This window comes from Clostridium sp. (genome assembly GCF_051278035.1).
Taxonomy (GTDB): domain Bacteria; phylum Bacillota; class Clostridia; order Clostridiales; family Clostridiaceae; genus Clostridium_AD.
On the sequence record NZ_JBNMNU010000042.1, the window covers coordinates 1 to 15,793 of the forward strand.

Consider the following 15,793-nt stretch of genomic DNA (forward strand, 5'->3'; position numbering starts at 1 on the left):
TTGAATTTCAATCCTATAAGAGAAGGTATAAGAAAGTTTAGAGAGATGTCAAATGATCAGAGAAGAGAAATAATTAAAGAAATTCCTGAATATGGAACTATTGTTTGCAGATGCGAAACTGTAACAGAAGGTGAAATTATAGATTCTATAAGGAGGCCTCTTGGAGCAAAAACACTTGATGGAGTTAAACTCCGTACAAGAGCTGGAATGGGTAGATGCCAGTCTGGTTTCTGTTCAACAAAGGTTGTAGACCTTTTAGCAAAGGAACTCAATATAACTCGCTCTGAAGTTACAAAATCAGGTGGAAATTCTATTTTGATATCCGGAAGAAATAAACAATCTTTATAATAATGAAATTTTAAGTATATAGAGGAAGGAAGGAATAAATATGCAAGAATATGATTTAATCATAATTGGTGGAGGTCCAGCCGGACTTGCAGCTGCAGTTTCTGCAAAGAATCAAGGAATAAATAGCATTTTAATTATAGAAAGAGATGACCAATTAGGTGGTATTCTCAATCAATGTATTCATAATGGCTTTGGTCTTCATACCTTTAAAGAGGAATTAACTGGTCCTGAATATTCAAAACGATTTATTGACAAGGTTATAGATCTTGACATTGAATATAAGCTAAATACCATGGTTTTAGATGTAAATGATAATAAACAAGTCACTGTTGTAAATACAAAGGATGGTATTCTTGAGCTTCATGCAAAAGCAATTATACTTGCGATGGGTTGTCGCGAAAGACCAAGAGGAGCTTTAAACATACCAGGAGCAAGATGTTCAGGTATTTATACAGCAGGAACAGCTCAAAAGTATGTTAATATGGAAGGCTTAATGCCAGGCAAAGAAGTAGTAGTACTTGGTTCCGGAGACATTGGACTTATAATGGCAAGGCGAATGACCCTAGAAGGAGCAAAAGTAAAGGCTTGTGTAGAACTCATGCCCCATTCAAGTGGACTTAAGAGAAATATTGTGCAGTGCTTAGATGATTTTGATATCCCTCTAAAATTAAGTCATACTATAACAAATATACACGGCCAGGATAGACTTGATGGAGTTACTATAGCCAAGGTTGATGAACACCGAAAACCAATTGTGGGCACTGAGGAATATATTCCTTGTGATACATTGCTCTTATCTGTTGGACTTCTACCTGAAAATGAACTTTCTAGAAAAGCAAATGTTAAACTTTCTAGAGTTACTGGAGGGCCTGAGGTTGATGAAAGTATGCAGACAAGCATTCCTGGAATATTCACCTGTGGTAATGTGCTTCATGTTCACGATTTAGTAGACAATGTAACCACTGAAAGCTACACTGCTGGTAAAAATGCCGCAGATTATATAAATGGAATTCATCACGCGGGAGTCGGTGTTGAGATTTTTGCAACAGATGGCGTTAGATACACCGTACCAACCACTATCAACGCTGCAAATATCGGTGATGGAATAGATGTTAGGTTTAGAGTTGGTGAGGTATATAAAAATTCTTATATATCTGTTTACTTTGATGACGTTCGGGAAATTCATTTAAAAAAGAAGATTCTTACCCCCGGCGAAATGGAAAGTGTTAAATTGACTAAAGCAGTTTTTGATAAATATAGTAAATGCAAAAAAGTTACTATAAAAGTAGAAAAGGAGTAATGAATTATGAGTAGGCGAGAATTGACATGCATAGGTTGTCCAATGGGTTGTGCTCTTATAGTTGAACTTGAGGGCAAAGAAGTTATAAGTGTATCCGGAAATAGTTGTAAGCTTGGTGAAAACTATGGCAAGAAGGAATGCACTAATCCCACAAGAGTTGTTACTTCCTCTGTTTTAGTGACCGGTGGTAAACGTGAGATACTTTCTGTGAAAACAGAAAAAGATATTCCAAAAAATTTGGTTTATGACTGTGTAAGAGAATTAAAAAATGTTGTGATAAAAGCCCCCGTCCATATTGGTGATATTGTACTGGAAAATGTACTGGGAACGGGCGTAAATATTATAGCAACTAAGGATATTGAGAAATTATAATGCCACCCACATAGTAGCAAGTGGCAAGTTACATCTAGATGACAAGTTTAAGTTTAATAAAGATAAAATCACGGTAATAATTAATTTAGTACCGTGTTTCTATAAATTCCAAGTAAACGATTACTAATAAAATCATGAAGGAGTGTACAAATTTATGGCTAAGTATGTAATGGCATTAGATCAAGGAACAACAAGTTCAAGGTGTATTTTATTTAACAAGAGTGGACTTATTGAAAGTTCAGCACAAAAAGAATTTACTCAAATTTATCCCAATGCAGGTTGGGTAGAACATAATCCAACGGAAATATGGTCATCACAATTTTCTGTTGCTATAGAAGCAATGGCAAAAGTGGGTGCACAGGCTTCAGATATCGCAGCTATAGGAATAACAAATCAAAGAGAAACTACAATTGTATGGGATAAAAGGACAGGCCTACCTGTTTATAATGCTATAGTATGGCAATGTAGAAGAACAGCAAATATGTGTGATGACCTTAAAGCAAAAGGTTTTGATAAGATAGTAAAAGCAAAGACTGGATTAATTCTTGATGCTTATTTTTCAGGAACAAAGGTTAAATGGATTCTTGATAATGTAGAAGGCGCAAGAGAAAATGCTGAAAAAGGCAACCTATTATTTGGAACTGTTGATACTTGGCTAATTTGGAACCTTACTAAAGGAAAAACATATGTAACTGATTATTCTAATGCTTCAAGAACAATGCTATTTAATATTCATGAATTAAAATGGGACACAGAAATATTAGAAGAATTAAATATACCACTCTGTATGCTACCTGAGGTTAAACCATCAAGTTGTGTTTATGGTAAAACTGATACGGCATTATTTGGTTCTGAGATACCAATAGCTGGAGCCGCTGGAGATCAGCAAGCTGCACTATTTGGTCAATGTTGTTATGAGCCAGGAGCTGCTAAAAACACTTACGGCACTGGAGCTTTCCTCTTAATGAACACTGGAGATGAAGCTGTAGAATCAAAAAGTGGACTATTAACTACAATTGCTTGGGGAATCGACGGAAAGGTTCAATATGCACTTGAGGGTAGTGTATTTATAGCTGGAGCTGCAATTCAATGGCTAAGAGATGAACTTCGAATGATAGATAATGCTGCTGATTCTGAGAAATATGCATCTGCAGTTGAGGATACAAATGGAGTGTATATGGTTCCTGCTTTTGTAGGACTTGGCGCACCATACTGGGATTCGTATGCAAGAGGAGCAATCGTTGGACTAACAAGAGGAGCTAAAAAAGAACATTTGATTCGTGCTACATTAGAATCCATAGCATATCAAACTAATGACGTGCTAAAAGCAATGCAAGAAGACTCCGGAATTGAACTTAATGCTTTGAAAGTTGACGGTGGAGCTTGTGCTAATAACTTCTTAATGCAATTCCAAGCAGATATACTAGGTGTACAAGTTGATAGACCAGAAATAATTGAAACTACCGCACTTGGGGCAGCATATCTTGCAGGACTAGCAGTAGGTTATTGGAAAGATAAAGAGGATGTATGTAGCAATTGGGCACTTTCAAAATCATTTAATAGCAACATGGAAGAAGAAAAAAGAGCAGAACTACTTAAAGGATGGCATAAAGCAGTTGGTAGATCTAAAGATTGGGAAGAAAAATAACTAAATGTAGTTGGAGAAGTAGAATGTATTTTACATTTCACTTCTTTACAAAATAATATATGGGGGTATAATAATATGTTAATATACTATGCAGAGTTTTTTGGTACAATGTTACTTGTTCTTCTTGGTGATGGTGTAGTTGCAAATGTAGTTCTAGATAAGACAAAAGGAAATAATTCTGGATGGATAGTTATTTGTTTTGGTTGGGCATTTGCTGTTGGTATTCCAGCTTATATTTTTACAGTAAGCGGAGCTTCTTTCAATCCCGCACTTACTTTAGCCCTGGCTGTAATTGGTAAATTATCGTGGTCAGTGGTACCTGGTTATATTATAGCCGAGATGCTTGGGGGTATATTCGGTGGAGTCCTTGTTTGGTTAATGTATTATCCTCATTGGGCAGTTACAGAAGACAAAGCATCAAAACTTGCTGTATTCTGTACCGCACCAGCAATTAGACATACACCAGCGAACTTTTTATCAGAATTTATTGGAACATTTGTATTAGTATTTGCGTTACTAGGAGTTGCACAAACAGAATCAGTTCCTGGATTGGGTGCACTTATCGCTGCATTTGTTATTTTAGTAATAGGTTTATGTTTAGGTGGTACAACTGGATATGCTATTAATCCTGCCAGAGATTTAGGACCTAGAATAGCTCATGCTATCTGCCCTATCGCCGGCAAAGGTGGCAATGACTGGGGATATGCTTGGATACCAGTAGTAGCTCCAATTTGTGGCGGCATCGTTGGTGCGCTAGCAGTAGTTGGTCTCTTTGGTTAAATTACAATTTAAATTATAATAATTAATAATAAAATGAAAACATCCAATGTGCATTATGAAATTGGGTGTTTTTATTTGCATATAAATCATACTAAGGTTACATTCTAAAAATGAGATTGGGTGTATTAATGGTGGAATCGGATACACAAACTCAAGAGGCAGACTTGTTGATTCATATGAGTGTCAACTAGCAAAACAAGTAAAATCTAAAATTAATTTTAACTCAACCGAGGAGTATGCAAAGTTGTGTAAAGACTTTGATTGTGTAGTCCTTGCAACTGGAGATGGACAATATGCTTCTGATTTAGGTAATTATAGGAGCGATCTTACTTGCACTATAAAAGGAGCCATCGTTCAAGGTGAATTTGTGGTGAGTAACACTCATGTATGGTTTAATTATGAGATATTACCTAAAGCATATGCTTGGCTTATTCCTTTTTCTGAAAAGGAAGCAAATTTAGTTATTGCTTATCCGGATTATCCTAATAATATAAAGTTAGATTTAAATGATATATGGAAAAAGTTTTATAATTTAGCATGTATAAAATTAGACCAAAACCTTGCGATAACTGATAACTTTAAAATTACAAAATATATTATGGGGATATGTGATAAACCCATAATAGAGAATACGTATTTCGTTGGAAATTGTTTTGGTACTATTTCTCCAGGCCCTGTATTTGGTCAATATACATCAATTTTAACAGGAATATACGCGGGACTTGATATTTGCAAACAAGGAGATTATAGGGAACTTACTAAACCATTATTTGAAAATTATAATCATTCTCTTGCATTAAGAAGATTTTTAGAAAATTTAACTGATGACAAAATAGATTCTGTAGTTAAGAACTTAGATAGAAAGATCATGGGTGATTTGGTTGACAAAATATGTAGTGATAGTAGCAGTATTGATTTACTTAAATTAGCAACTCCAATAATAAAATTAATTAATAACTATTCGAATGACGTTAAATAATAAAAAGTGCATACAATAATTACAGTCACATTTTGTTTCGTTAGTTAAAAAAGATGAGTAGAAAAAGATGAATTCCTACTCATCTTTTTCTATTCTGATTAAATAAAACCGGTGAAGGCGTGAAATTATGACCTCATAATGATGTTGGTGGCTAAAAAAGTACTTAGATATAAGTTGATAGCATATATATATTCTTATGAGAGGAATTAAAATTAAGTAAAGTAAGCTCTGAAATAAAAATAAATCAATATCAAATAATAATAATTATCATTATCATTTACAACAATATAAATATATAGTATTATGTAAATAAGGGAAATATAAAACTTATTTTGAAAGGAAGAGATTAAATTGAAAATTGAAAAGTTACTTAAACCTAGAATTTTAGGTTCATCATTAAATGTAAAAAATCCTTTAGTTATGGCACCTATGACCACTTTTTCTGCTAATATTGACGGAACGATATCTGAGGTGGAATTGTGTTATTATAAAGCAAGGTCGAAGGGTGTAGGTATGGTGATTACGGCGGCAACATATGTTAGTCTATCAGGAAAGGGTTTTCCAGGGCAGTTTGCTGCCTATGATGACAGCTTTTTACCAGGACTAAAAAAGCTAGCTAAAACCATAAAGGACGAGGGTGCCTTAGCAATTTTACAAATATTTCATGGCGGTAGAATGGCAATTCCTTCTGATATACCAGGTGAACAAACAATTAGTGCAAGTGCAGTAGCTCCGGAAAGGCCAGGAGCAATGATACCTAGAGAAATGACGGAAGAAGAAATTAAGGGTACTATTAAAGCATTTGGTGAAACAGCAAAATTAGCTATAGATGCTGGTTTTGATGGCGTAGAAATTCATGGTGCTAACACATATTTACTACAACAATTCTTTTCACCTCACTCAAACCGTAGGAGTGATAATTGGGGAGGGAATATAGAAAAAAGAATGAATTTCCCACTTTCTGTTATAGCAGAAGTTAAAAAAGTAGTAAGTGAAAAAGCCGATGAGAATTTTATAGTGGGTTATCGTTTTTCACCTGAGGAGATGGAAAAACCAGGCATAACTTTAGAAGATACACTTTTATTTCTCGATGTATTAGTAAATCAGAACCTTAGTTACTTGCATATTTCTATAATGGATTTTTGGCAAAGTTCAATGAGAGATACAACAAACACAAAACCTATTATTTGCAAAATACTAGATCAAATTCATGGTAGGGTGCCGTTCATTGGAGTGGGGTCTATTCATACACCTGAGGATGCTATTAAGGCAATAGATAGTGGTGCGGAATTTATATCCTTAGGTAGGGAAATAATAATGGACCCAGAGTGGGTAAGCAAAGTTCAAGAAGGGAGAACTTCTGAAATACGTACTACGTTAAGCAAAAGTAATGAAAAATCACTAGATATTCCAGAGCCACTTTGGAACGCAATAATGAATACACCGGGGTGGTTCCCAGTTACTGAATAAAGTAATAGGATTTAGATAAAGAATGTACGAATCAGATTAGAGTATATTCTTTATTTTTATTTATTCATAAATTTACATTGAATATAGGTAGCATATGGTATATAATTATGTAGGTAAGAAATATAATATGCTGAAATAGCTCAGTTGGTAGAGTAACGCACTCGTAACGCGTAGGTCGAGGGTTCGATCCCCTTTTTCAGCTCCAATGTAAACCCAGTTATATCAACGTTTTATGATGATGGTAATTTATTAATTTCTATGAAAAATACTAAAATGGGTACTGTTTGGGTACTACAAGCGATAAAAACATAATAAAGGATACTATAATTTACAAGAAGAAAGCAGGGATAATATTTATCTCTGCTTTTTAATTTGCTCTTTTTTCTTAAGAATATTTTCAAGTTTATTAGAAGCATCTTTATCTGTTTTTCTTAGTGAGTGGGTGTATATATTTAGTGTGGTTGATATTTCTGCATGACCTAGACGTTTTGACACTGTAGCAATATCTGCACCTCCTCCTATTAATAGACTTGCACTGGTATGCCTTAATCCGTGAAAACTTAGAGTGCTTAGAAGGTAAGGCTCTTTATCTTCTTTTTTTATAGAATCATCATTCAATATATTATCATTATGCTTTTTAATAAATTTTGAAAACCATTTTCCTGGTGTTGTTGGAAATATCGGACCACCTTCACGTGTTGTAAAAATTCTAGTACATTTTTCATCCCATGAAGTACCCATGTTAACTTTCTCACTGTTTTGCCACAATTTATATTGCCTTAAAACTGTAATAACTGCATCAGCTAAAGAAATTACACGTTCGCTGCTTATATTCTTAGTATCCTTTGTAAAAATACCTTTACCAGGTAAGTATTGAGAAGCTTGATGGATTTTTAATAATCCATTTTCCATGTCTAGGTCTGACCATTCCAAGCCTGTAAGCTCACCCATTCTCATGCCACCAAAAATTGATAAGTAAATCATAGCTTTATATTTAATAGGCTCATTGTCCATTAATTCTAAAAGGTATAAGGCTTGTATTTCATCAAAATGTTTGGCTTCTTTCTTTTGCATTTTCGGAGGTGCTACACGTGTTGCGGGATTACTTATGATAAATTGCCATTGCATTGCAGTATTTAAGATACTTGAAATTACTCTATGATGATAGAGTATTGTCCTTTCAGATAAAGAAGCTGACCTGTCTACTGTATCAAATAGAATATTGGTTTTTAAGCCGAGTCCTGCACTAATTTTAATTGCTATAGTTGCATCTATATTTCTAAAGAGTTTTAAATTTGTAACAGTTCTTTGTGTGACATTACATTTTGATGGAATATCATTTAATGTACACCCCTGATTTGTTATAATCTCAGTAAAATTTTTCTTTGGAGTATATTTACTATCTTTTCGGATACCATTTTCACGAAGAGTATTATAAAATTCCACCAAATGTGTGGGCTGAAGCTGAATAAGTCTTATATGGCCTAGAGCAGGAATAATTCTACTTAATATCTCTTTGTATCGGTATAGTGTTTTAGGTGCTAATGTAGGGATGGCATAGTCTACAAGCCATTTATCAATAAATTCTTCGAAGGTTATTTTTTCATTATCAACAAACAGACCCTTTTTTATATCATTTTCAAATAAAGCAAATTGTTTTTTAGCTTCTTCTTCTCTCTTTTTTACTGGGATATGAGAAAGATCAATAGTTTTTTTCTTGAATTGCTTCTTGCCTTCATTGCTGTATCCTAGTGAAACTGTTAATCTATAGGAATTTTTACCTCGTTTTTCAATTGCCATTTTTTATCCCTCCGTATTTTTCTTAGCATTCTTTTTATTTCTACTAAATAATGTTTTCCTATTACAGTTTTTACAGTGAGTAGTGTTGCCATGTGCAACCCACATGATTTTTCTACAGCCAACACATATTTTAAGATGTTTATCAGTATCTTGGTTTGATTTTGTATTCAAATTTGCGAGTTGGAAATAACACATTGACAGTAAATTATCAGTATCTAAATATAAATTATTAATTATTAAAGTTGAAACCTTCATGCGAATAGTGTTCATTTTGTTATCTAAAGTACTAGACAGTATATGTCTATAACTATTCATGTTAAAATCCTGTAGTTTGCTAAATAACTGCAAAGCATATATTTTTGAGCTGTCCTCATTATCTTCTGATATTGCTTTCCATAAATTAAACAATAAGTATAAACGTGATACTTCAATATAAAATTCTTTTATGGGGATACGACTATATACAAACTTTCTTGACTCATCAGCATATTCATGAATACTATTATTATCACAAAATGGTAAAGAGTATTTTGAACAATAACTTAATATTTCTTCATAATTGAAGGAGTTTTCTAGATTTTTAAAATCAATAGGTTCTTTAACTAAATAAATTAGTTCTAATAAAATATTCAGATCATTAGTAGATAAGGAGTGAAAATTAGCACCTTTACCAGTAAAGGCATACGCTCCCATTAAATATAAAGGTTCTACAAATGGTTCACTTTTATCAGTTCGTCTTCTACCGTGGAGTGCTCGAAGTGTATCTGTTTTATTTTTATCCCCAAATTCAAATTCTGGAAGCTCACTAATAAGGTATATACCAAAATTAACAAAAGATTTTTTGATTTCAATAAGATTACCTACATCGGTACCTGTTATATCTTGTATTAAACTTATAGCGGTATTTTTATCTATAATAAATCCCTCATTTCAAATATATTTTATTTTTTTAAAATCAGACGAGTTTACAGACGCATTTATTTTAATTATGTCTGTAAATCCATTATAATTAAGTTATAGCTAATTAGCAATACCTAAATAACATTCTAAGGAGGTTAATAATGATAATAAAAGATAAGTTAAAAGAGTTGAATTTATCACAATCAAAAGCTGCAAGATTAGCAGATATGCCACAGTCCAGCTTCAATCAAATTGTAAATAACAAACTATATCCTTGTCCGGCTTGGAGAAAAAGAATCGCTACTGTATTAAGAATATCAGAGAATGAATTATTTTCAGGATATGAGATTAAGAAGTAAAACTTAAAGGGAGTGGTGACAAATGACAAAATACATGAGTTTAAAGGGAGCATCAGGCGAAAGTGGAATTACAGAATATTCATTACGACTATTGTGCAAGCAGAAGAAAATTCGGTTTAACTTGGCGGGGCATACAAAGTATATTTTACGCATGGACTGGCTGGAGGAGGACTTGGAGCGGTTGGCACTAGAAAATATAAAAGTGCCAGAGAACATTGTTCCCAGAGGCAAGGTAAGACGTATTGAAGCTTAAGTATTTTTGCAATTAAAATATAAATTTTCAGATTAAAACAATTAAAAAGATGGAAAAGGGGAGTGTCAAATAACATGCTTAATTTAACAATCGTTGAAGATCAATTAGTACCCATTTATAAAAATGACGAAGGGCAAAAATTAGTTAATGCAAGAGAATTACATGATTTTTTAGAAATAGGAACTCAATATACAAAATGGTTTGAAAGAATGATCGAATATGGATTTGCTGAAAACAATGACTTTATGGCTATTAGTCAAAAAAGGCTAACAGCTCAAGGAAACGAAACAGAATACATTGACCATGTTATTAAATTAGATATGGCAAAAGAGATTTCAATGATTCAAAGGAATGAAAAAGGGAAAGAAGCTAGAAAATATTTCATACAGGTAGAGAATAACTATAAGGAAATTTTAATTAAGCAGTTAACACCAATGGAGCAAATAAAGCTTCAATATCAAACTTTGGAAGAACATGAGCAGAAATTAAATGCTATAGATGAAAAGGTTGCACATCTTGAGAATAATATGGTCATAGAATACGGTCAAGAAGTTAGTATTAAAAAAGCAGTAAATAAACATGTTATAAACGAATGTGGCGGTTCCGAAGCACCTGCATATTTACTTAAGGATTTAAGGGGTAAAATTTATAGAGCCTTATGGAGAGATTATAAGGATCACTTTAACATTACGAGCTATCATAATACTCCTAAAAAAGATTTTGAAATGGCTTTAGATATAGTTGCAACATGGAAACCATTTTGGCAAATTTCAAGAGAAATTCAAACAATAAATGGCCAAGATAGCTCCTTTCTTTCTTCCATATCTACTTTTTAAAGGCAAGGGAGGGCAATAATAGATGGGCAGAAGCAAAGGTGGAAACTACCAAGGATTTCAAAGTACTAAGGGTGGAAGCCTAATTCCAATATATAGAGATATGTTTAATAGTAATGTAGGGAAAGAATTAATCAAAGATGCAAAAGCCTTCCAAATATATTTTTTGATGATAAGCAAGTATACTGCAAAGTATGCAAATAAAGTTTTAATCTCTAGCAACAAAAATGACATTAGTATGCCTGTATCAGAGTATAAACAATACATGACACCTAGGACATTTTACAAATGCATCGATAAGCTAATAAATTTAGGTTTTGTAAAATTAATTAGAAGTGGATTCAGTACACGAGAATGTAATATATATGGTTTTAATTATATGTGGCAATTATATGGTACAAAAAAATTCAACATTAAGGATGAATGGAAAAGACCTTCAAACCGTGAATTATAAACAGTTTATTTTGCATGAAATTATTTCAAGCATGTCAAAAAGCATATAGACTATATATCAAAAAGCATATAGTAGACATGGAAATATCAATTTTAGCAGATCCACTTGATGTCAAAAGGCATATAGTGAATCTGCTAAAAAAATGTATTAAAACCTTTATATGTAGAGGGTTTTAAAGGCTATCATGAATCGGAATATTCAAAAATGTTTACTATGTGCCAAAAAGCATATCCTTTATATATATACCATGTACCATGTATTTAAAGAATGTGAGATAAAGGAGAAGATACTAAATGGATTTTATAAAAGAAGATTGGAAGTTATTCAGGAGTATGGACACATTAACCCAGAAGGCTGGAGTAGGACAAGATTATATACCAGCACTTGTAGCAAAAGAACTAGTAGATAACGCTTTAGATGTTTCAGAAAATGTAATTATAGATGTGAAAAGTGGGTATTTATCCGTATGGAATGATGGAGATGGAATAGATGAATCAAAGTTGTGTGAATTATTTTCTATAAATAGACCACTAGTAACTTCAAAACTATTAAGGCTGCCTACCCGTGGAGCCTTAGGTAATGGATTAAGGGTAGTTGTTGGTGCAGTTATTGCTACAGGTGGTAAATTATTTGTATCTACCAGAGGAATTACATATGAAATTATTGCTCAAGATGATGGAAGCTCCAAGATAAAAAAGGTATCCCAATATGATGGTACAGGTACAGCGATAGAAATTAAATTAGGGGATAAATTGATTAGTACAAGATGGTCAAGTATTGCAACTAGATTTAATAAAGGTGAAAATTACAAAGGTAAGACATCTGCATATTGGTATAATTCAGAAAGCTTTTTCGAGCTATGCCAAGCAGCTCAAGGAACAGTGCATGAATTAGTACAACAATTTGAAGGATGCACAGGTACAAAAGCGGGAATAATAGCAAAAGAGTTCGGGCGAAATCGTCTATCTAAGGAATTGCCATTTTATGATACTGAATCTTTATTAGAAATAATTAAAAACAATTCTAAATTCGTAAAACCTAATAGGCTAGGATCTATAGTGCAGATAGAGGAATATAATTTTTATGATAAGCAAGAAAGTTCTTTTAAAATGCAAACTTCAAAAGGAAAACATGAGGCAGTTATACCATTCACGGTGGAGGTATTAGCTAAGGAAGATTGTAATGGAACATCATGTATTATACTTGTAAACAAAACTCCAACTATTTCAGAAATTTATGTTAGTGAAAATAGAAAAAAATCTATATATCTATGGGGTGAGGGATTAAGGTTTGAATTAAAACTAAAATTAAAACTCAGAATAATAGTAAATATAAATACTCCCTATATGCCGATTACAAGTGATGGCAAAAAACCTGATCTTACATATATGAAAGATACAATTGAGAAAGCTATACAGAAGGCAATAAATAAACATAACAAAGATTTTAAGAAAAATTCATATAAGAAGGATACACAAAAATATATAATTTATGAAAACTTAGATGCTGCTGTAAAGAAAGCTAGCGGTGATGGAAATTATAAATTTAGTCAACGACAATTATATTATGTTGTAAGACCTTTTATAGCAGAACACCTAGAGGTAGAACTAAACTATGAAAACTTCAATAATATTTTAACTAATTATGAAACAGACCATGGAGAAATAGAAGGTTTATATAGAGATAGTCGGGGAAGTTTATACACACCACATTCACAAGAAACGATACCTATAGGAACTCTTTCAGTAGAAGCTTATGTAAGGCCCAAGCTAGAATTTAACAAAATATTATATATAGAAAAGGAAGGTTTCTTTGAAATATTAAAGGACTATAAGTTTTCTGAAAAATTTGATTGTGCATTGTTAACTTCTAAAGGATATGCTAGCAGGGCTGCAAAAGATTTAATAGATAAATTAGGTGAAGATGGTGAAGACGAGGATGAAGAAATACAAGTATTATGTGTGCATGATTGTGATAAGGCAGGAACAATGATTTATCAAACATTGCAAGAAAAAACAAAAACTAGAGGCAAAAGGAAAGTAAAAATCATAGATTTAGGTCTTAACCCTGAAGAAGTTAAAGAGATGAATTTAGAAGTTGAAAAGGTTGAAGAAAATAACAAACCTAGTGCAGATTATTTAGATGAGGATTCAAGGAAGTGGTTACAGACAAATAGAGTTGAACTCAATGCTATGACTACACCACAGTTTTTAGAATGGCTTGTAGGTAAATTGAGTACATATGGCATAGGTAAAGTTATACCAGGTGAAGATTCTATTTTAGAAGAACTTAAAATTCATATAAATGAAGCAGCAAAGGAAAAAATACAAGAAGATATATTGAAAGAAAATAATTATGAAATACTGGTCAAAGAATATATAGAAAAGCTAGAACCTGAAGTAAATAAACAAGCAATTACTATTAGATCATATATACAAGGTGAATTAAAAAACGAACCAAATCAATTATGGAAAGAACCTTTAATAAAAAGAGCATTAGAAATTGTGGAAAACAGTCCACATTAAAATTTGTTGATATTACTTTTTTTAGCTTGCTAAATATTAAGCGAGTAAAGCAAATTATTAATATAAGGCATTAGTGTATAAGTAAAATAATTTATTTGTTAACTCAATATCCTACTACAGTGTAATACAGTAAAAAAATATGCATAAGTTCACAGTGCATCTTATTGTTGTCTAGAATGAAATTAAATATTATCAGTTAGATACTATGGTTATTGTAGAGAAGTAGCTTAGAATTGATATTACGTGGTATAGGGTTTATAATAGAGGTAGAAGTTATAAGGGGGTAGTGCTAATGTGCAAAAGTAGATGGGAGGAAGTTAAAGGTAAATTAGTAGTAATAGAAGCATGGTGTAGAGATGGACTTATAGAAGAACAAATAGCTAAAAACTTGGGTATAGGGGTATCTACTTTATCAAAATATAAGGTGGAGCACATAGAGTTAGTGGAAGCCTTAAAAAAGGGTAAGGAAGTTGTGGACATAGAAGTAGAAAATGCTTTAAAGAGAAGAGCTACAGGCTACTCATATATAGAGTATAAGACCACTACTAATGCAGCGGGGATAAGGACTACTACAGAAATAACTAAAGAAGTTGCTGCGGATACTACGGCGCAAATCTTCTGGTTAAAAAATAGGAAACCTAAAGAATGGCGTGATCGCAAAGATATAGATAGCAATATTAATGTTAAAGGTGAAACTTCTAATAGAATTGATTTTTCTAGATTCTCTGCTGAAGAACTCAAAGAAATGCTGAACATAAAAGATTAAATAAGATGTTGAAGTTTTAAATTACTTAGTACCGCATTATTCAAATAGTGTGGTACTTTTTATTATTTTAAAAGGGATGAAGCATTAAAGTGTTTGCATATAATATGTTATAAGAATTAAATAGGGGTTTGAAAATGAATAGAAAAAGGATTGTAGAAATTGTTAAAAAATTAGTTTGTGGCTTAATCCTCGTAGTTTATTTAACTACAGGAGGGATTGTTCTGTGGTCAAAGATAGTGAGCACATCCACCGTAAATAATTCTAGATATACAATTACAGATAAGTATGGAATGACAGAAGATGAAGTAAATTTACTTGTAACAAAAGGTTTATTTTATGTTGTTTTCAAAGCATCTGAGCATAAAAGGCTGGAGTACAGTTCATTAAATCCACGGAGTAAAAAGTTCTGAAATAAGATTTAAGTTTACAACAACTTTCCTAGATAAAAAGATAAGTGGGCATTGGATATACAAGACCTTGCTTTATTATTTACGAGAATACTTAAAAAGTTGACGTTTTATCCTAAGATTGCACTTTATTACACAAAGTGATTTTGCTTCGTTTGTAGGGGATATACATGCAAAAATAAGCCACATCATGAAACTATTAGCAACGATGCGGCTTTTTTATTTATTTATAAAATTAACGATATATTTCACTGACTAATTTGCAATCATTTCTTAAAAAACCTCCGAAAATTCCTATTGCCCTACCCACAGAAGATCCTGACACTGCACCTATAACTGCACTAATGAATGTTTAAAACGGTGATTAGAAGCTTCAAGTGGTATTAGCATTAGGTTTAGATGCTAACAATGTTGATGCTCTTACACTAGCACCTCTTTCAAAAGCTAAAAATACGCCTGTAGTAATAGTTAATTCAAAAGATTCTGTTGCAACAATTGTCGCTAAGTTTACAGCGTTAAATGCAAAAATTGTGTTAAACTCCACCAGAAGTTGTTGTTATAGCAATAGAAAATGCAATACATATTTTACTAATTAATTG

Annotated in this window: 17 protein-coding genes and 1 tRNA gene; 16 read left to right on the forward strand and 2 right to left on the reverse strand. The window is 32.5% G+C overall.

The window, feature by feature from the left end:
- The 8 genes from ACJAX4_RS08320 to ACJAX4_RS08355 form a co-directional block, all read left to right on the forward strand.
- On the forward strand, positions 1 to 348 hold a 348-nt coding region (locus ACJAX4_RS08320; protein ID WP_435788995.1), incomplete at its 5' end, for a (2Fe-2S)-binding protein.
- A gap of 40 nt (positions 349 to 388) precedes the next feature.
- Complete coding sequence (locus ACJAX4_RS08325) at positions 389 to 1,648, forward strand: NAD(P)/FAD-dependent oxidoreductase (RefSeq protein ID WP_435788996.1); 1,260 nt, start codon at positions 389 to 391, stop codon at positions 1,646 to 1,648.
- Positions 1,649 to 1,654: 6 nt separating this feature from the next.
- On the forward strand, positions 1,655 to 2,020 hold the full coding sequence (locus ACJAX4_RS08330; RefSeq protein WP_435788997.1) for a DUF1667 domain-containing protein: 366 nt from the start codon (positions 1,655 to 1,657) through the stop codon (positions 2,018 to 2,020).
- 154 nt (positions 2,021 to 2,174) lie between these two features.
- Entirely contained in the window at positions 2,175 to 3,668 is a 1,494-nt protein-coding gene (gene glpK, locus ACJAX4_RS08335) for a glycerol kinase GlpK (protein WP_435788998.1), read from the forward strand.
- Positions 3,669 to 3,743: 75 nt separating this feature from the next.
- Positions 3,744 to 4,448, forward strand: coding sequence for an MIP/aquaporin family protein (locus tag ACJAX4_RS08340; RefSeq protein ID WP_435788999.1), 705 nt, complete (start codon positions 3,744 to 3,746; stop codon positions 4,446 to 4,448).
- Positions 4,449 to 4,692: 244 nt separating this feature from the next.
- The gene (locus ACJAX4_RS08345; protein WP_435789000.1) at positions 4,693 to 5,427 is read left to right on the forward strand and encodes a hypothetical protein; all 735 of its coding nucleotides are present in this window, start codon (positions 4,693 to 4,695) and stop codon (positions 5,425 to 5,427) included.
- Positions 5,428 to 5,778: 351 nt separating this feature from the next.
- The gene (locus ACJAX4_RS08350) at positions 5,779 to 6,897 is read left to right on the forward strand and encodes an NADH-dependent flavin oxidoreductase (protein WP_435789001.1); all 1,119 of its coding nucleotides are present in this window, start codon (positions 5,779 to 5,781) and stop codon (positions 6,895 to 6,897) included.
- 129 nt (positions 6,898 to 7,026) lie between these two features.
- Positions 7,027 to 7,102, forward strand: a tRNA-Thr gene (locus ACJAX4_RS08355).
- Positions 7,103 to 7,251: 149 nt separating this feature from the next.
- Here ACJAX4_RS08355 and ACJAX4_RS08360 read toward each other — a convergent pair.
- Positions 7,252 to 8,697, reverse strand: a complete 1,446-nt coding sequence (locus ACJAX4_RS08360; RefSeq protein WP_435789002.1) for a tyrosine-type recombinase/integrase — start codon at positions 8,695 to 8,697, stop codon at positions 7,252 to 7,254.
- A 3-nt stretch (positions 8,698 to 8,700) separates the two neighbouring features.
- Positions 8,701 to 9,390 carry a hypothetical protein gene (locus ACJAX4_RS08365; RefSeq protein ID WP_435789003.1) on the reverse strand — a complete coding sequence of 230 codons (690 nt, stop codon included), beginning with the start codon at positions 9,388 to 9,390 and terminating at the stop codon, positions 8,701 to 8,703.
- 368 nt (positions 9,391 to 9,758) lie between these two features.
- On the opposite strand from ACJAX4_RS08365, the gene ACJAX4_RS08370 reads away from it, so the two are divergent.
- From ACJAX4_RS08370 to ACJAX4_RS08405, 8 genes are all read left to right on the forward strand, one after another.
- The gene (locus tag ACJAX4_RS08370; protein ID WP_435789004.1) at positions 9,759 to 9,956 is read left to right on the forward strand and encodes a helix-turn-helix domain-containing protein; all 198 of its coding nucleotides are present in this window, start codon (positions 9,759 to 9,761) and stop codon (positions 9,954 to 9,956) included.
- 22 nt (positions 9,957 to 9,978) lie between these two features.
- Entirely contained in the window at positions 9,979 to 10,209 is a 231-nt protein-coding gene (locus ACJAX4_RS08375) for a hypothetical protein (protein WP_435789005.1), read from the forward strand.
- 74 nt (positions 10,210 to 10,283) lie between these two features.
- Positions 10,284 to 11,045: an ORF6C domain-containing protein gene (locus ACJAX4_RS08380; protein ID WP_435789006.1), complete on the forward strand. Its 762-nt coding sequence runs from the start codon at positions 10,284 to 10,286 to the stop codon at positions 11,043 to 11,045.
- A 22-nt stretch (positions 11,046 to 11,067) separates the two neighbouring features.
- Positions 11,068 to 11,496 (forward strand): hypothetical protein, encoded by a 429-nt coding sequence (locus tag ACJAX4_RS08385; RefSeq protein ID WP_435789007.1) that lies wholly within the window; start codon positions 11,068 to 11,070, stop codon positions 11,494 to 11,496.
- A gap of 293 nt (positions 11,497 to 11,789) precedes the next feature.
- The gene (locus ACJAX4_RS08390) at positions 11,790 to 14,021 is read left to right on the forward strand and encodes a hypothetical protein (RefSeq protein WP_435789008.1); all 2,232 of its coding nucleotides are present in this window, start codon (positions 11,790 to 11,792) and stop codon (positions 14,019 to 14,021) included.
- Positions 14,022 to 14,313: 292 nt separating this feature from the next.
- The gene (locus ACJAX4_RS08395) at positions 14,314 to 14,787 is read left to right on the forward strand and encodes a transposase (RefSeq protein ID WP_435789009.1); all 474 of its coding nucleotides are present in this window, start codon (positions 14,314 to 14,316) and stop codon (positions 14,785 to 14,787) included.
- Positions 14,788 to 14,921: 134 nt separating this feature from the next.
- Complete coding sequence (locus ACJAX4_RS08400; RefSeq protein WP_435789010.1) at positions 14,922 to 15,197, forward strand: hypothetical protein; 276 nt, start codon at positions 14,922 to 14,924, stop codon at positions 15,195 to 15,197.
- A 374-nt stretch (positions 15,198 to 15,571) separates the two neighbouring features.
- Positions 15,572 to 15,790 carry a hypothetical protein gene (locus ACJAX4_RS08405; RefSeq protein ID WP_435789011.1) on the forward strand — a complete coding sequence of 73 codons (219 nt, stop codon included), beginning with the start codon at positions 15,572 to 15,574 and terminating at the stop codon, positions 15,788 to 15,790.
- The last annotated feature ends 3 nt before the right edge of the window (positions 15,791 to 15,793 follow it).